18 protein-coding genes are annotated in these 22873 nt (G+C 69.7%); 7 read left to right on the top strand and 11 right to left on the bottom strand.

Annotated features, from left to right (window positions below):
- Nucleotides 1-18 precede the first annotated feature (18 nt).
- From ABL312_RS20190 to ABL312_RS20145, 10 genes are all read right to left on the bottom strand, one after another.
- Nucleotides 19-1188, bottom strand: coding sequence for a DUF1513 domain-containing protein (locus tag ABL312_RS20190; protein WP_349359191.1), 1170 nt, complete (start codon nt 1186-1188; stop codon nt 19-21).
- Nucleotides 1169-2326 carry an imelysin family protein gene (locus tag ABL312_RS20185; protein ID WP_349359190.1) on the bottom strand — a complete coding sequence of 386 codons (1158 nt, stop codon included), beginning with the start codon at nt 2324-2326 and terminating at the stop codon, nt 1169-1171. Before ABL312_RS20185 ends, ABL312_RS20190 begins: the two co-directional genes overlap by 20 nt.
- A gap of 62 nt (nt 2327-2388) precedes the next feature.
- Nucleotides 2389-3951: a di-heme oxidoredictase family protein gene (locus ABL312_RS20180; protein ID WP_374730158.1), complete on the bottom strand. Its 1563-nt coding sequence runs from the start codon at nt 3949-3951 to the stop codon at nt 2389-2391.
- Between the two features lie 140 nt (nt 3952-4091).
- Complete coding sequence (locus tag ABL312_RS20175) at nt 4092-5375, bottom strand: imelysin family protein (protein ID WP_349359189.1); 1284 nt, start codon at nt 5373-5375, stop codon at nt 4092-4094.
- Between the two features lie 79 nt (nt 5376-5454).
- A complete protein-coding gene (locus tag ABL312_RS20170; protein WP_349359188.1) occupies nt 5455-5961 on the bottom strand; it encodes a hypothetical protein in 507 nt (168 codons plus the stop codon).
- A 159-nt stretch (nt 5962-6120) separates the two neighbouring features.
- Nucleotides 6121-8052 carry an EAL domain-containing protein gene (locus tag ABL312_RS20165; RefSeq protein ID WP_349359187.1) on the bottom strand — a complete coding sequence of 644 codons (1932 nt, stop codon included), beginning with the start codon at nt 8050-8052 and terminating at the stop codon, nt 6121-6123.
- A gap of 355 nt (nt 8053-8407) precedes the next feature.
- On the bottom strand, nt 8408-9724 hold the full coding sequence (locus ABL312_RS20160; protein WP_349359186.1) for a flavin-dependent oxidoreductase: 1317 nt from the start codon (nt 9722-9724) through the stop codon (nt 8408-8410).
- 90 nt (nt 9725-9814) lie between these two features.
- Nucleotides 9815-10852 (bottom strand): TRAP transporter substrate-binding protein, encoded by a 1038-nt coding sequence (locus ABL312_RS20155; protein ID WP_349359185.1) that lies wholly within the window; start codon nt 10850-10852, stop codon nt 9815-9817.
- 149 nt (nt 10853-11001) lie between these two features.
- A complete protein-coding gene (locus ABL312_RS20150; RefSeq protein WP_349359184.1) occupies nt 11002-11772 on the bottom strand; it encodes a UTRA domain-containing protein in 771 nt (256 codons plus the stop codon).
- The gene (locus tag ABL312_RS20145; protein WP_349359183.1) at nt 11769-13142 is read right to left on the bottom strand and encodes a formimidoylglutamate deiminase; all 1374 of its coding nucleotides are present in this window, start codon (nt 13140-13142) and stop codon (nt 11769-11771) included. Before ABL312_RS20145 ends, ABL312_RS20150 begins: the two co-directional genes overlap by 4 nt.
- Before the next feature lie 119 nt (nt 13143-13261).
- On the opposite strand from ABL312_RS20145, the gene hutI reads away from it, so the two are divergent.
- The 7 genes from hutI (at nt 13262) to ABL312_RS20110 (ending at nt 21921) form a co-directional block, all read left to right on the top strand.
- Nucleotides 13262-14497, top strand: a complete 1236-nt coding sequence (gene hutI / locus ABL312_RS20140) for an imidazolonepropionase (protein ID WP_349359182.1) — start codon at nt 13262-13264, stop codon at nt 14495-14497.
- Nucleotides 14494-16059, top strand: a complete 1566-nt coding sequence (gene hutH, locus ABL312_RS20135) for a histidine ammonia-lyase (RefSeq protein ID WP_349359181.1) — start codon at nt 14494-14496, stop codon at nt 16057-16059. The genes hutI and hutH overlap by 4 nt, the downstream gene beginning before the upstream one ends.
- Nucleotides 16056-16874 carry an N-formylglutamate deformylase gene (gene hutG / locus ABL312_RS20130; RefSeq protein ID WP_349359180.1) on the top strand — a complete coding sequence of 273 codons (819 nt, stop codon included), beginning with the start codon at nt 16056-16058 and terminating at the stop codon, nt 16872-16874. Before hutH ends, hutG begins: the two co-directional genes overlap by 4 nt.
- On the top strand, nt 16871-18544 hold the full coding sequence (hutU, locus tag ABL312_RS20125) for a urocanate hydratase (protein WP_349359179.1): 1674 nt from the start codon (nt 16871-16873) through the stop codon (nt 18542-18544). The genes hutG and hutU overlap by 4 nt, the downstream gene beginning before the upstream one ends.
- 94 nt (nt 18545-18638) lie before the next feature.
- Nucleotides 18639-19736, top strand: coding sequence for a TRAP transporter substrate-binding protein (locus tag ABL312_RS20120; protein WP_349359178.1), 1098 nt, complete (start codon nt 18639-18641; stop codon nt 19734-19736).
- Nucleotides 19737-19840: 104 nt separating this feature from the next.
- Nucleotides 19841-20371 (top strand): TRAP transporter small permease subunit, encoded by a 531-nt coding sequence (locus ABL312_RS20115; RefSeq protein WP_349359177.1) that lies wholly within the window; start codon nt 19841-19843, stop codon nt 20369-20371.
- Nucleotides 20368-21921: a TRAP transporter large permease subunit gene (locus ABL312_RS20110; protein WP_349359176.1), complete on the top strand. Its 1554-nt coding sequence runs from the start codon at nt 20368-20370 to the stop codon at nt 21919-21921. Before ABL312_RS20115 ends, ABL312_RS20110 begins: the two co-directional genes overlap by 4 nt.
- Before the next feature lie 101 nt (nt 21922-22022).
- Here ABL312_RS20110 and ABL312_RS20105 read toward each other — a convergent pair whose 3' ends face one another.
- Complete coding sequence (locus ABL312_RS20105; protein WP_349359175.1) at nt 22023-22523, bottom strand: ureidoglycolate lyase; 501 nt, start codon at nt 22521-22523, stop codon at nt 22023-22025.
- Nucleotides 22524-22873: the final 350 nt, after the last annotated feature.

Raw genomic sequence — 22873 nt, 5'->3', positions numbered from 1 at the left:
CCCCGCTGCCCGGCGCCGTCAGCCGTCCGTCACGGGGCGCACGGCGACCAGATGGTTGTCCCAGGCGACCCCCGGCCGGGCCGCGACGAGCAGCGGCCGCGTCTGCGGCCCCGTGCTCTCCAGCAGCGCGCCGGATCCGTCGGAAAGCAGAAAGCCGGTTCGGTCGAGCGGCGCGACGCCACAGGCGTCGGCACGCTGCTGGCTGCCCAGGAATCGCCCGTCGCCCCCGGCAAAATACAGCACCCGGCCGGCGCGCGGACAGGAAGCGGCGATCACCGTGCCGTCATGGCTCGCCGAAACCGATCCGACGTAATTGGCGAGCCGGCCCGACAAATCCGCCGGCACGTCGTGAAATGTCAGCCGCTCGCGGGTCGCATCGAAGGAGGCCATGAGCGGCGGCGTCTCCTCCGCGCCGCCCTGGTGCTGCCCGCCGATCCACACGCGCCCCGCGTCCGTCACCGCCATGTGGCGCAGCGACAGCTTGTGCAGCACCGCCGGGGCCTCGACGCGGGCGACGATCTCGCCGCTCTCCCGGTCGATCAGGCTCACATTGGGGCGCATCGTCGCGATGTTGAGTTTCTCCCGGCCGCGCTCGGGATGGGTCTCGATCCCGCCATTGGCCACCACCAGCCGACGCCCGTCCGGCATCGGCAGGAGATCGTGCGGTCCCGTGCCGCCGCTGTCGAACTCGCCGATGCGCCGGACCGTTTCCCCGGAGACATCATAGACGCCGATCACGCCGCGCGCCGCGGCGTAATCGTTTTCCGTCGCATAGGCGAGCCGCCCGTCGGGCGAGAAGGCGCCGTGACCGTAGAAATGCCGCCCCGCGACCGCCTGGATGGTCTCAGGCGGCCGGCGGCCGGCCGGATCGAACAGGACCGCGAAGGTGCCCGGACGGCGGGCGAAGGCAAGACAGCGCCCGCTCACCGGACATTGGGCGACGTCATGCCCGCGCGCGGGCAAGGGAATGACCTGACGGTCCAGACCGTCGAGCCCGGTGACGACCACCGCATGCGATCCGTCCGCCTGCCGGCGCGCGGCGACGAACAGCGGATCGTCCTGCAACGACGGCCCCGCCCCCGCCTGGCCGCGCGCCGCGCCGGGCAGCACAAGCGCCAGGGCCGTGGCCGCCGCGCCGGTGAGCACCTGCCGCCGGTCGAGGGCGCGCTCAGTCGCCGTCGAGCGCATTGAAGCCCCCCTCGAAGTCCAGCGCCCCGGCCAGTTGCCCGCCGACCATCGACTGAAGCCCGGTCAGGATGGCACGGACATAGATGAGACGCTGACGGTCGTCCTCATCCGCCAACGCCACCGCGAGATCGGCCGGCAAAGCCGCGAGCGCCCGGCCCGCGTTCTTCGCCTCGAAGGCGAGCGTGTTGTCCATCCACGCCAGGTCGGGCGCCGCCCTGGTGTAGCCTGCACGGCGGAGCGCCTCGGCGAAGCCGTCGATCGAGGCCGCAAGATGCCGGGCGGCGAGATGGGAGCGGGCAAAGGGCGCGCGCGCGGCGCGCGCCTCGGCCGGGCCCGGCTCCAGGACCGGCGTCAGCACCTGATCGGCCATCAGCGACAGGCTCGTCGTCAGCTGGTTGAAGGCGAAGCCGGCGGCCGCCTTCTCGGTTTGCGCGAGCGCGTTGTCCGGTCCCGGCGCGAGAAGCTGCGCGGTCTGGCCGGTCGGCGTTTCATAGGCGGTGCGGATTTCCAACGCGAGATCGCTCAGGCGCGCCCCCAGCGCGCGGGCATAGGCACAGGCGAAGCCGTCGTCGGCCTCCGCCGCGAGCCGCACCTCGCCATCGCCGCCGAAGGCGATCCATTCCAGCGCCGTCAGGCCCTGCAGAGCGACGCTCTTGTCGCGCAGCACGTCGGGATCGGTGGCACCGGGATCGCGGCTGGCGGTGAGCCGGGTCACCTGACGCCACACCACGTTGCGCCGGTCGGGCACGAAGGCGAGGCGCTCCAGCCGGGTATCCTCGGCAAGCGCGCCGAAGCGCAGGACGGCCAGGCGGCCTTGCGCGGCGACCGCCCCGGCAAAGGCGTCCCGAAAGGCGTCGCGGGCCGCCTCGCCGGCCTCGGCAGCGCAGACATCATCGATGCGCCCGCGCAAGTCGCGCAGGCGCGCCTCCAGCGCCTCGGTGGCCGGCACGGCGACCTCGCGCACCAGCGCCGGGATCAGCGCCGCGTAATCGGGCCTTGCCGTCTCGGACGCGGTCTGCGCGCGCGCCGCGCCGGGACCCGTGGCAAGCGCCATCCCGGCCAGCACGAGTCCGGTCCGCACAAGTCCGGTCAGCACGGGCGCCAGCGCGGGCCGGCGACGTTTTGGGGCACGGATCATCTCGAAAGCCTTCCTCTGTCTGATGGTCGGCATCTCTCGACCGACGTCGCCGACGCGACGGGTTACAGCGATTTCAGGAAGCGGATCAAGGCGTCGCGATCGGCCTTTTCCAGCGCCGCATAGCCGTCACGGGCGGCCTGCCCCTCGCCGCCGTGCCACAGGATCGCCTCCTCGAGCGTGCGCGCCCGCCCGTCATGGAGATAGCTCTCCTGCCCGCTGACGAGTTCCGTCAGGCCGATGCCCCACAGCGGCGGTGTGCGCCACTCGCGCCCCGACGCGGAGCCGGCCGGGCGGTGGTCCGCCAGCCCCTCCCCCATGTCGTGCAGCAGCAGGTCCGTATAGGGCCAGATCAACTGGAAGCGGTGGCCCGGCTGCGCGGCCTTGCGCGAGGTCACATATTTCGGCGTGTGGCAGCTCGCACAGCCGAGATCGGAAAAGAGCGCCTTGCCGGTGAGAACCTCCGGCGCGTCCACGTCGCGCCGGGCGGGCACGGCGAGATTGCGCGAATAGAAGTCAACGAGCGCCATCACCGGGTCCGGCGCTTCGCTCTCGCCCAGATGCGCCTGCTCGCCGGTCGGCAGATCGAAACAGGCGGTCTGGGCCGGCATGCAATCGCCGAAGGGTTTTGGCACGTCGGGCGAGGAAATGCCGATGTCGCCGGCGAAGGCCCCCGCCGATTGCGAGCGCACGGTCGGCTCCGACGCCTTCCAGCCGAAACGCCCGAGCACCCATTCGCCGGTTTGCGCGTCGCGGCGAAGGCTCGCCCGCCCGGAAATGCCGTCGCCGTCGGCATCCTCCGGATCGGCGCGCGCCAGGATGTCGCCCGGGTGGATCGCCTCCAGCAGGCCGAGACCGATCATCTGCGGCGCAACACGCGGCGAGACCATCACGTCGGGACGCATCGGCCCATAGCCGAGATCGGTCATCTCATAGGTCGGCACGCGCAGCGACACTTCCGTGCCGTCGGCGAGCGTCACGGGCTTTTCCGCGTAGGAGACGCGCAGGCGCCCCTCGGCGGGAAGGCCCTGCACGGCAAAGGTCTGGAACTGCGTGCCATAGGTCGGCTCCGGGAGCACCAGCGCGCGCCCCTCGTCCAGCATCGTGCGTTCCGCCTCCGTTTCCGGCGGCACCGACAGGCGCAGGAAGAGCGCCACGGGTTCTTCGCCGGCGCGCGGCGGATGGCCGCGCCCGTCGCGCAGGTGGCAACCCTGGCAGGAGCGGGCGTTGAACAGCGGCCCGAGCCCGTCGGAGGCCTGCGTCGAGGCCGGAGAGGAGACCCAGAACTTCTCGAACAGGCCGTTGCCTAAGAGAAAGTCGCGCTGCTCCTCGAAGGACAGATTGGCGGAGGGAAAGGAGAAGGCGGTCGTGTTCAGCTTCTTGCGCGAGGTCGCCGCGCCGCCCGCCATGATCTCGAAAGCCTCGACCGTGCCCGGATCGTCGGGGTGGCTGAGGACGCCGGCAACCTTTTCCCGGTCGGCGGGCGTGAGATCATCGCGATGCGACAGGTCCATCGCCTGCGCCGGGCCGATGCCCGCCAAGGCGACAGACAGCCCCCAGGCCAGGGTGACAAGACAGGACGCCACCGGACTTCCCCCGGCGCGTGCTGTAAAACGCGAGTTCTTCATCTGCTGCGGTCCCGTGCCGCGCGTCCCTCCAACCGCGCCACTTGCCTTTCGAGTGCGGGGCGGACACCCCAAGCCGGTTCCCGTCCCGCGTCGTGTCGGCCGCCGGCGGTGCCGGCGGCCGGTTTCTTTCGGCCTGCGTCTTACTGGAAGACGGCGCCAGGATTGTCGAGGCTGTCGGAGCCCTCGAAGGCGACGTCGCCGAGGTCGAGCGCCAGCACGACCTTCTCGATGGAGCGCGTCTGGTCGATCAGCGCGTCGATCGCCGCCTGCACGGCCGCGTTGCCCTCGGCGTTGCCCTCGCCGATCATCTGATCGTAGGCCTCGACCGTCTCGGCACGCGCGCGCAGGGCCTCGAAGCGGGCCAGCGAGGCGTCGAGCTTCACGGTCAGCTCCTCGGCGAGCGCGGCATCGCGCTCCGCCACGAGATCCTTGAGCGCCGCGCCGGACACCGACTTGCCGTCGAAGCCCTCATAGGCGCCGTGCCAGACGTTGCGGATGCCGATCACATCGTCGAGATGCGACATGTGGGTGTTGTCGGAGAAGCAATCGTGCTCTTCCTCCGGATCGTGCAGCATGAGCCCGAGCTTCATGCGCTCGCCGGCAAGCTCGCCGTAGGAGAGCGAGCCCATGCCGGTGAGGATGGTGGCGAGACCGCCCGCCTCGCCCTTGGCCATGAGCTCGGCGCGCGCGGCCCCCTCGTCGGTCCAGGCCGCCGCCATTTCCTTGAGATCCGCAAGCAGCAGGTCGGTCGCCGCCCTGAGATAGGCGACCCGACGCTCGCAATTGCCGCCGGTGCAGTTGTCGACGTCGAAATCCGTTGCCGGTCGCGCGCCGGCACCGGCCCCGGTGCCGTTCAGATCCTGCCCCCACAGCAGGAACTCGATCGCATGATAGCCGGTGGCGACATTGGCCTCGATCTCACCCGCCTCCTGAAGCTCCTCGGCGAGCAGCGCCGGGGTGATTTCGGTCGCGTCGATCTCGCGCCCGCCGACCTTGAGCGTCGGGTTCGCGATCACATTGGCGGTGTAGAAGGCGTTTTCCGGCGACTCCGACCCGTAGCTCGCGTCGACGTAATCGATCAGCCCCTCGTCGAGCGGCCAGGCGTTCACCTTGCCTTCCCAGTCGTCGACCATCGCATTGCCGAAGCGATAGACCTCGGTCTGCTGGTAGGGCCGACGGGCCGCGATCCAGGCGGTGCGCGCGGCGGCCAGCGTTTCGGCGTTCGGCGTCGCGATCAGCGCGTCGATCGCAGCGGACAGGGCCTCGGCGGTGGTGACGGATTCGGCGTATTTCGCCGCGGCGATGTCGGCATAGGTGTCGAGCACCGCCTTCGGCTCCGCCGCGGATGCGCCAGACGCAAGGGAACTGGCGAAGGGGATGAGCGCGGCGACGGCAAGCGTTGCCAGCAGACGGGTCTTCTTCATGAGGGCGCCTTTCTTGACGGAATTGGCAACCGGCACGCCGGGGGACGGGGCCGGTTCGGGATGATCAGTGACGGGTCAGTCAGTGACGGGTCAGGGAGGGGGCATGCGTGCGCGGGATCTGGCGCGCGCCCGGCGGAAGCGCCGCCGACACGAGCCGCAAATCGACGCGGCGCAGGCTGTCGGCGAAGAAGGCCGTGGCCTCCAGCGTGCTCGGCAGCCCGGGCGAGACGACCAGTTCCTCGACAATTCCGGTCGCCGCCTCGCGGTTGCCGCGCTGCCATGCGGCGAGCGCCTCCACGGCCATCGCCTCATGCGCGCAGCGGCGCGGGCAGTCATGGGGCATCAGGCAGAAGCCGCATTTCGCCCAGCCGTTGATCGCCCGCGCATAGGCGGACAGACCGGACACCGCGACACGGGCCCGGGCGACGCCGAGGCGGCCGGCGTAGAGGCTCCACGCATCTTCCCAGCAGGAAATGTTTCCGGTCTGATAGCCGGCAAGCCAGCGCCGCAGGCCCTCGACGACCAGATGCTCGGCCTCGCCGCCCGTGCAGGCGTCGGGCGCGGGGAAATCCACTCGCATGTTCATCGCAACCCCCAATCGACGGGGGTCAAGGCCCCGCCATCAAAGGGCGGCCGGTGCGGCCGCACGACCGCAGCTAGCAATACATGAGAGATTACGTCAAGATTTTTCTCGTTTTAAGTCAATAGTTTAGAATAATTCAAATGTGGAGTGCAGTAATCATATTTACGTAGTCACGGCGCGAAACCCGGAGCTCGGGACCTCTGCGACCCGCCCTGGACCGAGACTTGACGCGCCGTGCTTCTCCACCTCGACAAAACGCATCAGATCGGCCGGCGCCATGGGCCGGGCATAGAGAAACCCCTGCACCGTCGAGCAGCCCGCGCCCTGCAGGAAGGCGAGCTGGTCGGGCGTTTCGACGCCTTCGGCCACGACGGGCACCTTGAGCGACTGTCCGAGCATGATGACCGAATGGACGATGGCCCGGGCGCTTTCGCAACTCACCAGATCGTTGATGAAGCCGCGATCCAGTTTCAGCCGGTCGAAGGGGAAGCTGCGCAGACTGGCCAGCGCGGAGTAGCCGGTGCCGAAATCGTCCAGCGTGACCGACACGCCGAGCGCGCGCAGCGCCGCGAGCACGGCGATGTTTTTCTCCGGGCTCGCCATCAGCGCGGTTTCCGTCACCTCGAGTTCGAGGCGCTCGGCGGGCAGGCCCGTATCGGCGAGGATCGCGGCGACGCGCTCGGGCAGATCGCCGCGCATCAGCTGCACCGCCGACAGGTTCACCCCCAGATGCAGGGGCCGCGTCCAGGTCGCAGCCGCCCGGCAGGCCTCGCACAGGACCCAGTCGCCGATCTGCAGGATCGCGCCGTTGTCCTCGGCCAGCGGGATGAAATCGGCCGGCGACACCGGTCCGAAGTCCGGATGCCTCCAGCGCAGGAGCGCCTCGGCCCCGTTGCAACGGCCGGTCTCGAGATCGAGCTGCGGCTGGAACACCAGATGCAGCTCGTCGCGGTCGACGACGGTGCGCAGATCGACGGAGAGCGCGCGGCGGCGACGCTCGCGATCGTCGATGGAGGTGTCGCAGATCTCGATGTCGCCGAGACTGTTGGCCTTGGCGCGGGAGAGCGCCAGCGCCGTGTTGGCGTGCAGATCCTGGGCGGACAGACCGTGGTCGGGATAGGCGCCCCCGCCGAGGCTGGCCGAACAGCCGAGCAGCGTGCCGGACGCGCGCACCGGCGCGCAGACGAGATCGCGCATCCGGGTGAGAAACGATTGAAGATCCTGCGTCGCCGGCACCCGGGCGACGATCGCGAATTCGTCGCCGCCGAGCCGGATGGCGCATTCGCCCACGCCCATGTCGTCGCGAATGCGCGCGCCCAGCGCCGCCAGATAGGCGTCGCCGGCGGATTGTCCGCGCAGATCGTTGAGCGTCTTGAAGTCGTCGAGGTCGACGAGCGCCAGAAACACCCGCCCGCCGCCGGTGTCGCTCCAGGCGCAGGCCTCGCTCAGAACCTGAAGAAAGGTCGTGCGGTTGCCCAACCCGGTGAGCGGGTCGCGGGTCGACAGACGCAGGCGGTCGGCATCCGCGACGGCCCGGGTTCGGTGATCGAGCAGCGCGGTGACGACCCCCATGCCGACGACCATGGTGCCGACCCCCATGACGGAGAGCGCCAGCGCCCAAAGCGCGTCCGCATCCTGCGGAACGCTCGGACCGAGCACCTCGATCCGCAGCGCGGACATGCCGGTGAAATGCAGGCTGACGATCATCGCGACGAAAACGGCGAGCGCGCCGTAGCGGCACCAGATCGTCACCGGGCGCATGGCGCGGTTGAGCGCAAGCCCGCCCAGCGCCAGCGCCAGCACCACCGACCAGACCACCCTGGTCTCGTCCCAGGACACCAGCCCTTCGACGCGATAGCCGCGCATGCCAAGATAATGCATCGCCGTCGTGGCCGCGCCGATGACCATGCCACCGGCTTCCGGCGCCAGCGGAAAGCGGCCGCTGCTCGCCACGCCGAAGCCGATCGCGGTGCCGACAATCGCGATGAACAGCGACAGGATCGTCGGAACGGGATCGAAGAACACCGGCGCCGGCGTCTCATAGGCCAGCATCGAGACGAAATGCGTGCACCAGATCGCCGAGCCGGCCGCCACGCCGTTCAGAAAGAGCCATCCGGCCCGGGTCCAACCATCCGAATCCCGCGCACGGGCGAACAAACGCAGACTGATCCATGCCCCTGCGACACAAATACCGGCGGCACAGGCCACCAGAAACAGGTTGTGCTCAAGATAAATACACGCAAGTACGTCGATCATCACACCCGGTTTCTCGCGGTTTCGCGTGTTTTCGCCCGTGGAAAGCAGAGAGTTCGGCGCAAAGTCAGCAGGCAGGCTAAGCCTTGACCGCCTAACGCCGTCTTTACTTCCGGGAAAAACTTGCGACCCCAGGAAAAACGGGCACCGGATCATCGCCCGGTACAGTCAATGGGACAGTCGGCCGGGACCGCGGCTACCGCGCGGCCGCGTCCTTGCCGCCCTCCGCTCCGTCGTCCGCGCGGCGCGCACCGGGCGGCACCAGGGACGCGCGCCGGTTGAGCGCGTCGACGTCGAAACCGGCGAGCCGCTTGTAGCCGGAGGCGGTCTCGGTCAGTTCCTCGCGCGACAGCACGTCCTCGATGCGGGCAAATCCGTCCGGCGCCCGGGCCTCGACGATGTCGAGGATCTTGTCGGGACCGTCGGCGCGGTTGGCGAGCACGATCCGCGCGGTCGCGGGCCGGCGCTCCGCCTCATAGGCCGCGAGTGCGGCCGGGGTCGTGCCATGGGCGAGGATCTCGCGCGTCAGCACCCGCGCGTCGAGGATCGCCTGGCTCGCCCCGTTGGAGCCGATGGGATACATGGGGTGGGCCGCATCGCCCAGCAGCGTCATGGCGCCATGGGTCCAGCGCGGCAGCGGGTCGCGGTCGACCATCGGATATTCGAAGATGCTTTCGGCGGCGCGAATCACGGCCGGGATATCGAGCCAGTCGAAATGCCAGTCGGCGAAGCGGGGCAGGAAGTCGGCCGGGTCGCCGGGGCGATTCCAGTCCTCGCGGCGCCACAGATAATCCGGCGGCAGCCTCAGGTCCGCGATCCAGTTGATCACCGAGCCCGGACGGCCGTCCTCCAGCGTGATGTCCTCGATCGGATAGCACACGAACTTGCGCGGCTTGCAGCCCGACATCGCCATGCTCCGCCCGGTGAGGAACCGGGGACCGCGCGTCACGCCGCGCCACATCACGATGCCGCCCCACACCGGCGGCCCCTCGTCCGGGTAAAGCGCCGCGCGGGCCGAGGAATGAATGCCGTCGGCGGCCACGAAGATCGCGCCGCGCTCCGATCCAAGCGCCTTTCCGTCGCGGTCGGCGAGATCGATCTCGACGCCGTCGCCGAGATCGCGCCAGCCGGTCACGGCGGCATCGCAGCGCACGGCTTGCGCGCCGAGGCGCGCGCGCACCGTCTCCAGCAGCAGCATCTGCAGCTTGCCGCGATGGATGGAGACCTGCGGCCAGGAATAGCCGGCGTTGCGCCCGCGCGGCTCCGACCAGATGGGCTGGCCGCGCGAGGAGAAATAGGCGACCTCCGCCGTGCGCAGCCCGATCCCGTCGAGGCCCTCCATCAGACCGAGCTCGTCGAGTTCGCGCACGGCATGCGGTTGCAGATTGATGCCGACGCCGAGCGGCTTGATCTCGCGCACGCTCTCGAAAACGCGTACGGGCACGCCGATGCGCTCCAGGCTGAGCGCCAGGGTGAGGCCGGCAATTCCTGCGCCGGCGATCAGAACGGTCATGGGATCGATCTCGTTTTCGGGAACGGGGCCGGCGCTCCGCCCGAGGCCCGGCGGCACGACACCGCCGGGCCGGGCGAGCGCGGAAACGGCTCAGTCGGTGCCGGCATACTCGGCGATCATCGCCCGGGCATCCTCGACCATCGCCGCGCCGTCATACCCCTTCGCCGTGACGTCGGCGATCCAGGCTTCGATGACCGGTTCGGCCGCCGCCTTCCAGCGCGCCACTTCCTCGGCGTCCAGCATGCGGATGGTGTTGCCGGCGGCCTCCGCCGCGGCGATGCCGGGCTGGTCGCCCTCGTCCATCACCCGTCCGACCCACTTGGAGATCTCGCGCCCGCTGTTGGCGTCGATCACGGCCTTCAGGTCGTCCGGCAGCCGGTCGTAGGAGGCCTTGTTCATGGCGAAGACGAAGGCGGCGGTGTAGAGACCGCGCGGCCCCTCGAAGTCGGTGTGGCTGTCGACCAGTTCCGCGACCTTGAGCGGCGTGGTGACTTCCCACGGCACGACCGTGCCGTCGATCACCCCCTTCGACAGCGCCTCGGGCATGGCCGGGACCGGCATGCCGACCGGCGTCGCGCCGAGCGCGTCGAGCAACGCGTTGGTCTGGCGGGTCGGCCCGCGCAGCTTCAGCCCCTGCATATCCTCAAGCGACGACACGCCGTCGCCCTTCACGTGCAGCAGGCCGGGGCCGTGCACATGCAGCGCGATCACATGCACGTCCTTGAACTCGTCGGTCAGATACTTCTCGTAGAAGTCCCAGAGCGCCTGGCTGGTCGTCTCGGCCCGCGCCGGCATGAACGGCAGTTCGAAGGCCTCGGTGCCGGGGAAACGGCCGGGGGTGTAGCCGGGCAGCGTCCAGACGATGTCGACCACCCCGTCCCGGGCCTGATCGAAGAGCGCCGGCGGCGTGCCGCCAAGCTGCATGGAGGGATAGACCTCGACCTTGATCCGCCCGTCGGACTCCTCCATCACCTTTTCCGCCCAGGGCGTGATGAAGTTCTTCGGCACGGGCGCCGGGGCGGGCAGGAAGTGATGGACGCGCAGCGTGACGTCCTGCGCGAGCGCGGGCGACAGCCCGGCGCACAGGAGCGCCGTCGCGGCGATGGCAAGCGGCTTCAAGGGGATCATGAGCGGTTCCTCCCAACAGGATGCGCCCGGGGGCGCGCCCCGGATCATTCTTCAGTGAAACGAGTATGATCGGCTTGCCGGCGCGTTTCAACAACGCGGCTCATGCGCGCGCATCAGACGCGCGACAACCCGCGATGCCTTTGCGCGCGTCAGACGCGCGACACCATGCGATAATCGCTTCGGTGCAGCATCCGCACCTGGGTGATCGGCTGGTCGAGCAGCCAGGTGGTGCGCTCGAAGACGAACAGCGGATCGCCGGGCGACAGAGCCAGAAGTTCCGCCTCTTCCGCCGTGGCGGCCGTCGCGCCGAGCGAAATCTCCATCTCCGAGAAGGGCGCGTTCTTCACCAGCCATTCGTTGGGGCTCATGCCGGTGAAGGGCTCGCCGGCGATGTCGGGCACGGCGGCGAGGTTGATCCAGCGGTCCTCATAGGCCCAGGGTCGATTGTTTGCGAAATGCAGGCAGCGCAGATGCAGCATCGCCGTCCCGGCCGGCAGGTCGAGATGCGCCGAAACCGCCTCGGGCGCGGGCAGCGTCTCGCGCGTGAGCACGGTGAAGCGATAGATCGCGCCGCGCCCCTCGACCTCGTCGCGCACGATGGGGATTTCCAGCCGCGCCTCGCGCAAGGGATGTTCGGCGATGCGCGTGCCGGCGCGGCGCTTGCGCTCCACCACGCCGATGTCCGCCAGCTCGCGCAGCGCCCGGTTGACCGTCACCCGGGCACAGCCGAACTCGCGCGCGAGATCCTCCTCGCCGGGAATGAGCTCCCCCGGCTGCCAGACGCGGTCGCGGATCCGGCGCAGGATCTCGGTCTTGATCGTGCGGAACGAGACCAGGGCGCGCTGTTCGGGCGGACCGTCGGCAGGTTTGTCGACGGGGACGCCGACGGGGCTGCCGATTGGGCCAAGTGGGTCGGTCAAAGGGTCTCCTTCAGCTTGCGCATGGCCTTGCGATAGCCCGCCTCGATCGCGTCGCGCCGCACGTGGCGGCCGCCTTGCACCAGATGCCGGCCGGCCGACCACACGTCGCGCACGAGCGTGTCGTCGCCGGCGAAGATCCAGGCGTCGAGCAGATCGTCGCCGGCAAGGCCTTCCAGATGCACCGAGCCGGCGTCGAGTGCAAGCAGATCGGCGAAGGCGCCTTGACGGATCGCCCCGCTGTCGCGCCCGAGCGCCCGCGCGCCGCCGACGAGGGCCTCGTCGTACAGCCGGCGCCCGCAGGAGCGCTCGGCGGTGGCGAGCACGGCGCGGTGACGATCGCGCAGACGCTGCGAGTACTCCAGCGTGCGCAGCTCCTCCGACAGGGCGATGCGGATGTTGGAATCGGAGCCGACCCCCAGCGTCCCGCCCTCGGCGAGATAGGCCGCGCCATCGAAAATGCCATCGCCGAGGCTCGATTCTGTGATCGGGCACAGTCCGGCGACCGCGCCGCTCGTCGCCAGCGCGCGCCGCTCGTCCTCGGTCAGATGCGTGCAATGGATCAGGCACCAGCGGTCGTCGACCGCATGCGTGTCGAACAGCCACTCCACCGGGCGCTTTCCGGTCGCCGCGCGCACCTCCTCCACCTCGCCGGTCTGCTCGGCGATATGCATGTGCAGCGGCGCGTCGGGCCGCCAGGTCACAAGCTCGGCCAGCGCCGCCGATGGCACCGCGCGCAGCGAATGCGGCGCGATCCCGAGGCGCGCATCGCCCGGCAGGGCGCGCACGGCCGCCTCGGCGCCCTCCAGGATCGCGGCATAATGGTCGAGATCGGTCCGGAAGCGGCGCTGCCCGCCGGCGAGCGGGCGCGCGTCGAGCCCGCCGACCTCGTAGTAGACGGGCAGCAGCGTCAGGCCGATGCCCGAGGTTTCGGACGCGGCGGCGATCCGGCGCGCGAGGATCGCGGCGTCGTCATAGGGCGTGCCGTCGGCCTGGTTGTGCACATAGTGGAATTCGGCGGAGGCCGCATAGCCGGCTTCCAGCATTTCCATCTGCACGAAGGCGGCGACCGCCTCGATCTCCTCGGGCGTGAAGCCGGCGAGGAAGCGGTACATCAGATCCCGCCAGGTCCAGAAGGTGTCATGCGTGCCGGGACCGCGCCGCTCGCTCAGGCCCGCCATCGCGCGCTGAAAGGCATGCGAATGGAGATTGCCGGGCGCGGGCAGCAGCACCTCGACCGCCGCATCGGCGCGCGCCCGGCCTCCCGCATCCCCCTGCGCCACCGACGCGATCCGCCCGTCGGCGCCGATCTCGACCGACACGTCCCGCGCCCATCCGCTCTCCAGCAAAGCCGCCGTCGCCCAAATCCGCATGCGTCACCCCTTCATTTTTGGATTGACAATTATGTACATACATATCGTAATTAAGCCAATACATATTAACGCCCCCTCCGTTTTCGCGGGGCGGAGGTTCACCAACGCCGGGAGGAAGCATGCCGGGACGGGTTTTGCGCGACGCACGCCTTGCCACCATGGTGCCGGGCGGCGCGCCCTACGGCCTGATCGAGGATGCGGCGCTGGCCATCGACGCCGACGGGCGCATCGCCTTCGCCGGACTCGCGGCGGATCTGCCCGCGGCCTTCGCCGACTGGGCGCAGGAGCCGCTGGACGGCCGGCTGGTGACGCCGGGGCTCATCGACTGCCATACCCACATCGTGCATGGCGGTGATCGCGCGCGCGAGTTCGAGCTGCGCCTCGAGGGCGCGAGCTACGAGGAGATCGCGCGGGCCGGCGGCGGCATCGTCTCCACGGTCAGCGCGACCCGCGCCGCCAGCGAGGAGGATCTGGTCGCCGCCGCGCTGAAGCATATGGACGCGCTGATCCGAGACGGCGTGACCACGGTGGAGGTCAAGTCCGGCTACGGGCTGACCATCGCCGACGAGCTGAAAATGCTGCGCGCCGCCCGAAGGCTGGCCATGCTGCGCGAGGTGCGCGTCGTCACCACCTATCTCGCCGCCCATGCCGTTCCGGCCGACTACAAGGACCGCGCCGACGCCTATATCGACGAGGTGGTGCTTCCCGGGCTCGAGGCCGCAAAGCAGGAAGGGCTGGTCGACGCCGTCGACGGCTTCTGCGAGGGCATCGCCTTTTCCCCGGCGCAGATGGCGCGCGTGTTCGACAAGGCGGCGGAACTCGGCCTGCCGATCAAGCTGCACGCGGAGCAACTGTCGGATCTCGGCGGGGCGCGGCTTGCCGCAGAGCGCGGCGCGCTGTCGGCCGATCATTTGGAGTATCTGTCGCAGGACGGCATCGCGGCGATGGCCGAGGCCGGCACGGTCGCCGTGCTGCTGCCCGGTGCCTTCTACACCCTGCGCGAGACGCAGCTGCCGCCGGTGGATGGCCTGCGCGCCGCGGGCGTTCCCATCGCGCTCGCCACCGACTGCAATCCCGGCTCCTCGCCGATGAGCTCGCTGCTGCTGGCGATGAACATGGGCGCGACCCTCTTCCGCCTCACGCCGGAGGAAGCGCTGGCCGGCACCACCCGCGAGGCGGCGCGCGCGCTTGGTCTTTCCGACGATCTCGGCACGCTGGAGGCCGGCAAGATCGCGGATCTGGCGATCTGGGACGTCGCGACCCCGGCCGAACTCACCTATCGCATCGGCTTCACGCCGCTTCATCGCCGGATCTTCGGCCACGCTGTCAGCCACGAAAAGGGAGGCGCCGCATGACCGTCGTCCTGACCCCCGGCCGCCTCACGCTCGCCGATCTCGACGCCATCTATCGCGGCGCCCCGGCCTCGCTCGATCCCGCCTGTCGCGGGTCCGTGGAGGCCGCGGCCGCGCGCATCGCCGAGGTCGCCGCCGGCGACGTGCCCGTCTATGGCGTGAACACCGGCTTCGGCAAGCTCGCCAGCGTGCGCATCGCGCCGGTGGACGTGACCACGCTGCAGCGCAATCTGATCCTGTCGCATTGCTGCGGCGTCGGCGATCCGCTCGACCGCGACGTGGTGCGCCTCGTGATGGCCACCAAGCTGCTGTCGCTCGGCCATGGCGCCTCGGGCCTGAAGTGGGACACGCTCGCCCTGCTCGACGCGATGCTCGCGCACGACGTGATTCCGGTCATTCCCGGTCAGGGCTCGGTCGGTGCCTCGGGCGATCTCGCGCCGCTGGCGCATCTCGCCGCCGTGATGATCGGCGAGGGCGAGGCCTGGGTGAAGGGCGAGCGGCTGCCCGGACGCGCCGCGCTGGAACGCGCCGGCCTCAGCCCCATCGTGCTCGGCCCCAAGGAGGGCCTCGGGCTGATCAACGGCACGCAGGTCTCCACCGCGCTGGCGCTCGCCGGCCTCTTCAAGGCCTGGCGCACGGCAACGGCGAGCCTCGTGACGGGGGCGCTGTCCACCGACGCGGCGATGGGTTCGGCCGCGCCCTTCCGCGCCGAGATCCATGCCCTGCGCGGCCAGCCGGGGCAGATCGAGGCGGCACGCGCGCTGCGTGCCCTGATGGACGGCTCGCAGATCCGCGAAAGCCATCGCGAGGGCGACGAGCGGGTTCAGGATCCCTATTGCATCCGCTGCCAGCCGCAGGTGGCCGGCGCCTGTCTTGACCTGCTGCGCCAGGCGGGCGCGACGCTTGAACGCGAGGCCAATGCGGTCACCGACAATCCGCTGGTGCTCGGCGACGGGTCGGTCGTGTCGGGCGGCAACTTTCATGCCGAGCCGGTGGCCTTCGCCGCCGATCAGATCGCCATCGCCGTGTGCGAACTGGGGTCTGTCGCCCAGCGTCGCATCGCGCTTCTGGTCGATCCGGCGCTGTCCTACGGCCTGCCGCCCTTCCTGACGCCGACGCCGGGGCTCAACTCGGGCCTGATGATCGCCGAGGTGACGGCGGCGGCGCTGATGTCGGAGAACAAGCAGCGCGCCATGCCGGCAAGCGTCGATTCCACGCCGACCTCGGCCAACCAGGAAGACCATGTGTCGATGGCCTGCCACGGCGCCCGCCGCCTGCTCGCCATGACCGACAATCTCGCGCGCATCGTCGCCATCGAGGCGCTGACGGCGGCCCAGGGCGTGGAGCTGCGCGCGCCGCTCGTCACCAGCCCGGCACTCTCCGCCGCGCTGGCCGCGATCCGCGCGGCCGTGCCGTCGCTCACCGACGACCGCTACATGGCCGGCGATCTCGCGGCCGCCGCACGCCTCGTCGCCGAGGGAACGCTCGCCGAGGCGGTGCCGGCCGGTACCCTGCCCGATCTCGCCGGCACCCCGGGTGGCGAAGCAAAAGGAGCGACCGCGTGACCCCCGTCGAAATTCATGAGGGAACCTCCCCCGTCATCCTCGGCCTGCCGCACACGGGCACGCATGTGCCCGACGCGATCCTCAGCCGGCTGAACGACCGGGGTCGGGTGCTCGCCGACACCGACTGGCATATCCATACGCTCTATGACGGGCTGCTCGCCGGCGCGACGACCGTGCGCGCCACCTTCCACCGGTATGTGATCGACGCCAATCGCGATCCGGCCGGCGTCAGCCTCTATCCGGGGCAGAACACCACCACGCTGGTGCCGGAGACCGATTTCGACGGCCATCCCATCTGGCGCGACGGCGAGACGCCCGGCGCCGACGAGATCGCGGAACGTCGCGATACCTTCCACGCGCCCTATCACGCGGCCATGGCCGCGCAGATCGCGCGCGTGAAGGCGATCCACGGCGTCGCGCTTCTCTACGACTGCCATTCGATCCGCTCGCACATCCCGTTCCTGTTCGACGGCAAGCTTCCCGATTTCAACATCGGGACCAACCAGGGCACGACCTGCGCGCCGGCGCTCGAACAGGTCACGGTTGAAACCTGCGCCGCCGCGCAAGGCTACACCAGCGTGCTCAACGGCCGCTTCAAGGGCGGCTGGACCACCCGCCACTACGGACAGCCCGAAACGGGCGTCCACGCCATCCAGATGGAACTGGCCCAGTGCACTCACCTCGCGACCGAGGCCCCGCCCTTCGCCTATGACGCGGACAAGGCGGCCCGGTTGCGGCCCCATCTCGCCACCCTGCTTGCGCGTCTGGAGCGTCTCGTGCTCGAGGACGCGCGCGTCAACGGAGACCCTGCATGACCAACCCGCGTCACAACACCCGCATCGTGCGCGCCGACACCGGCACCGAGCTTTCGGCCAAGTCCTGGCTGACGGAAGCCCCGCTGCGGATGCTGATGAACAACCTGGACCCGGATGTCGCGGAGAAGCCGCATGAGCTCGTCGTCTACGGCGGCATCGGCCGGGCCGCGCGCACCTGGGACGATTTCGACAGGATCGCCGCGACGCTGAAGGATCTGGAAGCCGACGAGACGCTGGTCGTGCAGTCCGGCAAGCCGGTCGCGGTGTTCAAGACGCACAAGGACGCGCCGCGCGTTCTCATCGCCAACTCCAACATCGTGCCGCATTGGGCCAACTGGGACCACTTCAACAAGCTCGATAAGGCCGGGCTGATGATGTACGGCCAGATGACCGCCGGCTCCTGGATCTACATCGGCAGCCAGGGCATCGTGCAGGGCACCTACGAGACCTTCGTGGAGGCCGGCCGCCAGCATTACGGCGGCAACCTGAAGGGCAAGTGGATCCTGACCGGCGGCCTCGGCGGCATGGGCGGCGCCCAGCCGCTCGCAGCCGTCATGGCCGGCGCCTGCTGTCTCGCCGTGGAGTGCAACCCGGACTCCATCGACTTCCGCCTGCGCACCCGCTACGTCGACGAGAAGACCGATTCGCTCGACGAGGCGCTCGCGATGATCGACCGCTGGACCAAGGCCGGCGAGGCCAAGTCCGTGGCGCTGCTGGGCAACGCGGCGGAGGTCTTCCCCGAGCTGGTGCGCCGCGGCGTGCATCCCGACATCGTCACCGACCAGACCTCGGCGCATGATCCGATCAACGGCTATCTGCCCAAGGGCTGGACGATGGCCGAATGGGAGGCGAAGCGCGAGAGCGACCCCAAGGCGGTGGAAAAGGCGGCGCGGGCCTCCATGCGCGAGCATGTGGAGGCGATGGTCGCCTTCTGGAACGCCGGCGTGCCGACCCTCGACTACGGCAACAACATCCGCCAGGTGGCGCTGGAGGAAGGCTTCGAGAATGCCTTCGCCTTCCCCGGCTTCGTGCCGGCCTACATCCGTCCGCTGTTCTGCCGCGGCGTCGGTCCGTTCCGCTGGGCGGCGCTGTCGGGCGATCCGGAGGACATCTACCGCACCGACGAGAAGGTGCGCGAGCTGCTGCCGGACGACCATCACCTGCACCGCTGGCTCGACATGGCGCGCGAGCGCATCTCCTTCCAGGGCCTGCCGGCGCGCATCTGCTGGGTGGGTCTGGGCGACCGGCACCGCCTCGGCCTCGCCTTCAACGAGATGGTGCGCAAGGGCGAACTCAAGGCCCCGATCGTGATCGGCCGCGACCATCTGGACTCCGGCTCGGTCGCCTCGCCCAACCGCGAGACCGAGGCGATGAAGGACGGCTCGGACGCGGTCTCCGACTGGCCGCTGCTCAACGCGCTGCTCAATTGCGCCAGCGGCGCCACCTGGGTCAGCCTGCACCACGGCGGCGGCGTCGGCATGGGCTTCTCGCAGCACTCCGGCATGGTGATCTGCTGCGACGGCACCGAGGATGCCGACCGGCGCATCGAGCGGGTGCTGTGGAACGATCCGGCCACCGGCGTGATGCGCCACGCGGACGCCGGCTACGAGATCGCGCTGGACTGTGCGCGTGAACACGGATTGCGGCTGCCGGCCATTCTCGGCAATTGAGGTCGTCGACCGCACCGTACCCGGGTCCGGGACCGCGCCTGCGGCCCCGGACCGCCTCCCGACAACAACACGACCAACCAGAGGATCGAGCGAAATGAAAAGACGCGATTTCCTGAAAACCGCCGCCACCGGCGCCGTCGCCACCGCCGCGGGCGCGACGCTCGCCACGCCTGCGATCGCGCAGGGCGTGCTGAAGTGGAAGATGGTCACCGCCTGGCCGAAGAACCTGCCCGGCCCGGGTGTGGCCGCGCAGATGCTGGCCGACCGCATCACCGCCCTGTCCGGCGGACGCATCGAGGTGCAGCTCTTCGCCGCCGGCGAGCTCGTGCCCGGCCCGGGCGTGTTCGATGCCGTATCGGAAGGCACCGCCGAGCTCTATCACGCCGTTCCGGCCTATTGGGGCTCGAAGTCCAAGGGCATCCTGCTGTTCGGCTCGCAGCCCTTCGGCCTGCGCGCGGACGAGCACTTCGGCTGGCTCGCCCATGGCGGCGGTCAGGCGCTCTATGACGAAATGTACGGCCGCTTCGGGCTGAAGCCGTTCCTGTGCGGCAACTCCGGACCGCAGTGGGCCGGCTGGTTCCGCAACGAGATCACTTCCGCGGACGATCTCAAGGGCCTGCGCTTCCGCACCACCGGCCTCGCCTCCGAGATGTGCGCCAAGCTCGGCATGGCCGTGCAGGCCATGGGCGGCCGCGACATGTTCCAGGGGCTGCAGTCCGGCGCGCTCGACGCGGGCGAATTCATCGGACCGTGGTCCGACAGCGCGCTCGGCTTCTATCAGGTCGCCAAGAACTACTACTGGCCGGGCGTCGGCGAGCCGTGCTCGGCCGAGGAATGCGCGGTCAACATGGAGGCCTATGAGGCGCTGCCCGACGACCTCAAGCAGGCCGTCAAGTTCGCCTGCGAATCCCTCTACAACCCGGTTTGGACCGAGTACACGACCAAGCACGCGCTGGCGCTGGAGAAGCTGGTCGCCGAGCAGGGCGTGCAGGTGAAGAAGCTGCCCGACGACGTGATCGTCGCCATGGGCAATGCCGCCGGCGAGGTCATCGCGGATCTGCGCGAGGACGACGACGAGCTGGTGCGCCGGATCACGGAGAGCTTCCTGACCTATCGCGCCTCGATCGCCGCCTACATGCCCTATGCGGACAACGGGCAGATGAACGCCCGCGCGATGGACTACAAGTACTAGGACCTGCCCCGATGCGGGACCGGGAGGCCGGCATCGCGCCGCGCCTCCCGGTTCCGGATCCGCCGGTTCGCCTTGCCGCCTCCCCGTCCTGAAGGATCCCGCCCGTGCTCGATCGCCTCGCCGACAGGCTCGATTGTCTCAACCGTGTCGTCGGCGCGACGGTGCGGTGGTTCGCCCTCGCCATGGTGATGCTGCAGTTCGTCGTCGTGGTGCTGCGCTACGTCTACGGCATCAGCTTCGTCTTCCTCAACGAGGGCGTTCTCTACCTGCACGCCGCGCTGTTCATGCTGGGCGCCGGATACACCCTTCTGGTCGACGGCCACGTGCGCGTCGACATCTTCTACGCCAACGCCTCGCGGCGCGGACGCGCCGCCATCGACGCCGCCGGCGCCGTGCTTCTGCTGCTCCCCTCGATGGCGGTGCTCGCCTGGTACTCCTGGCCGTCGGTGCGCAATTCCTGGGCCGTGATGGAGGGTGCGATCTCCGTCGGCGGCATTCCCGCCTCCTTTCTTCTGAAGTCCCTGATCCCGGCCTTCTGCGTGCTGCTGGCGGTGCAGGGGATCGCCTGCCTGCTGCGCGATCTCGCCCGCCTCGCCGGCACGCCCCGCACGCCCGGCCACGAGGACCACGCATGAGCCTGCCACTCGACCTCCTGATGTTCGCGGCGCTGATCGCCGCGATCCTGATCGGCTATCCGGTCTCCTTCACCCTCGCCGGGGTCGCCACCCTCTTCGCCTTCCTAGGACTGGTGACGGGGCAGTTCGACATGGGCCTGCTCGGCGCGCTCGCCCAGCGCGTGTTCGGCCTGATGACCAACACGGTGCTGATCGCCATTCCGCTGTTCGTCTTCATGGGCGTCGTGCTGGAAAAGAGCCGCATCGCGGAAGACCTGCTGGAAACCGCCGGCCGGCTGTTCGGCACGCTGCGCGGCGGGCTCGGCATCTCGGTCGTGCTCGTCGGCGCGCTGCTCGCCGCCTCGACCGGCATCGTCGGCGCGACCGTCGTCGCCATGGGAATGATCGCCCTGCCGACCATGCTGCGCAACGGCTACGATCCGAAGCTCGCCAGCGGCATCGTGTGCACCTCCGGCACGCTGGGGCAGATCATTCCGCCCTCCACGCTGCTGATCATTCTCTCCGACGTGATGTCGAACGCCTACCAGCAGGCCCAGTTCCGCGAGGGCAAGTTCACCATCGAAACGATCTCGGTGGGACAGATCTTCGCCGCCGCGCTCTTGCCCGGCCTGACGCTGGTCGGCATCTACATCGTCTATCTGCTCGCCAAGGCCTGGCTGTCGCCGGCCTCCGCCCCGGCGCTGGAAAAGGCCGACCACGCACCGGGCCGCGTGGAGATCGCCGCCGCCATCCTGCCGCCGGTGCTGCTGATCATCGCCGTGCTCGGCTCGATCCTCGGCGGCATCGCCACGCCGGGCGAGGCCGCCTCGGTCGGCGCCGTCGGCGCGTTGCTGATGGCCAGCGCGCGCCTGGCCGGCGGCGCCAAGCGGCTGGTGATCGCCGGCACGCTCGCCCTCGCCCTGCTGGCCCTGCTCGCGGGCGTGCATCCGGTGCGCCTGCAGCGCGACGACGCGGACCTCGTCGACTGGATCATCGGCGCGATCGCCACCGGGCTCGTCGCCATCGCCGTCGCGGCCGTGGTACAGGCGCTGGTGCGCGCCCATCGCGCCGACGTGCTCAAGCCGGTGATGTCGTCGACCCTGTCGGTCACCGCGATGATCTTCGCCACCATCCTGACGGCCAGCGTCTTCTCGCTGGTGTTCCGCGGACTCGGCGGCGACGCGCGGGTGGAGGAAATCCTGTCGAACATGCCCGGCGGCCCGCAGGGCGCGCTCGTCTTCGTGATGGCACTGATCTTCGTGCTCGGCTTCTTCCTGGACTTCGTCGAGATCTCGGTGATCCTGCTGCCGCTGGTCGCCCCGGTGCTGATCCTGATGGGACACGATCCGGTGTGGCTGTCGATCCTGATCGCCATCAACCTGCAGACGTCGTTCCTGACGCCACCCTTCGGCTTCTCGCTGTTCTACCTGCGCGGCGCGGCCCCGAAGGAGGTCACGACGGGCATGATCTATCGCGGCGTGCTGCCCTTCATCGCGCTGCAGATCGGCGCCATCGGGCTGATCTGGATGTGGCCGCAGATCGCGACCACCCTGCCGAAACTGGTCTTCTGACGACCGGGACCGAATCAGGCCGCAACGCGAGCGGAGGCCGGACACGGCCGCCGCTTCCGGCAGCCGCCCACACACGCCGATCCCGCCGGACGCATCGCGCCTCACACGGGCGCGATCGTCACATGCTCCGCGTCGGGAAACCGGACCTCCTCCAGATTGTCACCCGGCCCGGCGCGGTCGACCACGAGAAAGTCGTGGACGGGCTGCAGCGCCAGCAGCGGGTGATGCCAGACCCCGCGCGCGATCTGGATGCCCTGATCGCCCCGCGCCAGAAACGCGCGACACGCCTGCGCCCGCGGCGCCTCGGCCACCACCACCAGCCAGGCGTGACGCTGCATCGGAACGAAGGCCTGGCTGCCCAGCGGATGCCGCTCCAGCATCTCAACGCGCACCGGGCTCGGCCAGGGCGTTCCGCGAAAGATCGACAGGATCGCGCGCCCCCCCTCCCCCGGATCCGCCTCGGCCAGCGCGTGAAAGCGGCGGGTGCGGCCCGCGTTGATCAGGTGACTGCGCGCGAAATCCGCCTCGATCACATCGCCGAAGGGCGCGAAGGCCTCGGCGGTCAGCGGCTCGGGAACAATCGGGTCTGGATGGGACGACACGGGCGCCTCCGGGTTTGACGCTACGCAGAAAGACGATGGCGACAGACGCGGCGCGGGCTGCCGCCGCCCCTTTGCCGCGGACCGCGGCGTGACCCGGCGCACGGCCCGACGCCCGCGCATCATACCCGTCCGCGCCGACGTGGAAAGCCCACCCGGCCTCCCTGTGGCAGTCATGCCCCGGCGCCACTCACTGGCGCTGCTCACCGGCGCCGCTCGTCGGCGCTGTTCGATGGCGCTGCTCGATGGCCCCGCCCGGTCTCTGGCCGTCCCACGTCACGGGCCCGGTTCGCGCCGCGCGGATATCCCTAAGGAGACCGCAAAGCGCATCAAGGGGTGCATTGCAGCCCCGC

This window comes from Stappia sp. (assembly GCF_040110915.1).
Taxonomy (GTDB): Bacteria; Pseudomonadota; Alphaproteobacteria; order Rhizobiales; family Stappiaceae; genus Stappia.
The sequence above is the reverse complement of the archived record's forward strand: the minus strand, read 5'-3'. Positions and strand labels throughout refer to the sequence as shown.

What these genes read in the sequence shown, in the direction of transcription:
- ABL312_RS20190 (WP_349359191.1), bottom strand. Translation starts at nt 1,188, where the DNA reads ATGCGCTCGACGGCGACTGAGCGCGCCCTCGACCGGCGGCAGGTGCTC.
- ABL312_RS20185 (WP_349359190.1), bottom strand. Translation starts at nt 2,326, where the DNA reads ATGATCCGTGCCCCAAAACGTCGCCGGCCCGCGCTGGCGCCCGTGCTG.
- ABL312_RS20180 (WP_374730158.1), bottom strand. Translation starts at nt 3,951, where the DNA reads ATGAAGAACTCGCGTTTTACAGCACGCGCCGGGGGAAGTCCGGTGGCG.
- ABL312_RS20175 (WP_349359189.1), bottom strand. Translation starts at nt 5,375, where the DNA reads ATGAAGAAGACCCGTCTGCTGGCAACGCTTGCCGTCGCCGCGCTCATC.
- ABL312_RS20170 (WP_349359188.1), bottom strand. Translation starts at nt 5,961, where the DNA reads ATGAACATGCGAGTGGATTTCCCCGCGCCCGACGCCTGCACGGGCGGC.
- ABL312_RS20160 (WP_349359186.1), bottom strand. Translation starts at nt 9,724, where the DNA reads ATGACCGTTCTGATCGCCGGCGCAGGAATTGCCGGCCTCACCCTGGCG.
- ABL312_RS20155 (WP_349359185.1), bottom strand. Translation starts at nt 10,852, where the DNA reads ATGATCCCCTTGAAGCCGCTTGCCATCGCCGCGACGGCGCTCCTGTGC.
- ABL312_RS20145 (WP_349359183.1), bottom strand. Translation starts at nt 13,142, where the DNA reads ATGCGGATTTGGGCGACGGCGGCTTTGCTGGAGAGCGGATGGGCGCGG.
- hutI (WP_349359182.1), top strand. Translation starts at nt 13,262, where the DNA reads ATGCCGGGACGGGTTTTGCGCGACGCACGCCTTGCCACCATGGTGCCG.
- hutH (WP_349359181.1), top strand. Translation starts at nt 14,494, where the DNA reads ATGACCGTCGTCCTGACCCCCGGCCGCCTCACGCTCGCCGATCTCGAC.
- hutU (WP_349359179.1), top strand. Translation starts at nt 16,871, where the DNA reads ATGACCAACCCGCGTCACAACACCCGCATCGTGCGCGCCGACACCGGC.
- ABL312_RS20120 (WP_349359178.1), top strand. Translation starts at nt 18,639, where the DNA reads ATGAAAAGACGCGATTTCCTGAAAACCGCCGCCACCGGCGCCGTCGCC.
- ABL312_RS20110 (WP_349359176.1), top strand. Translation starts at nt 20,368, where the DNA reads ATGAGCCTGCCACTCGACCTCCTGATGTTCGCGGCGCTGATCGCCGCG.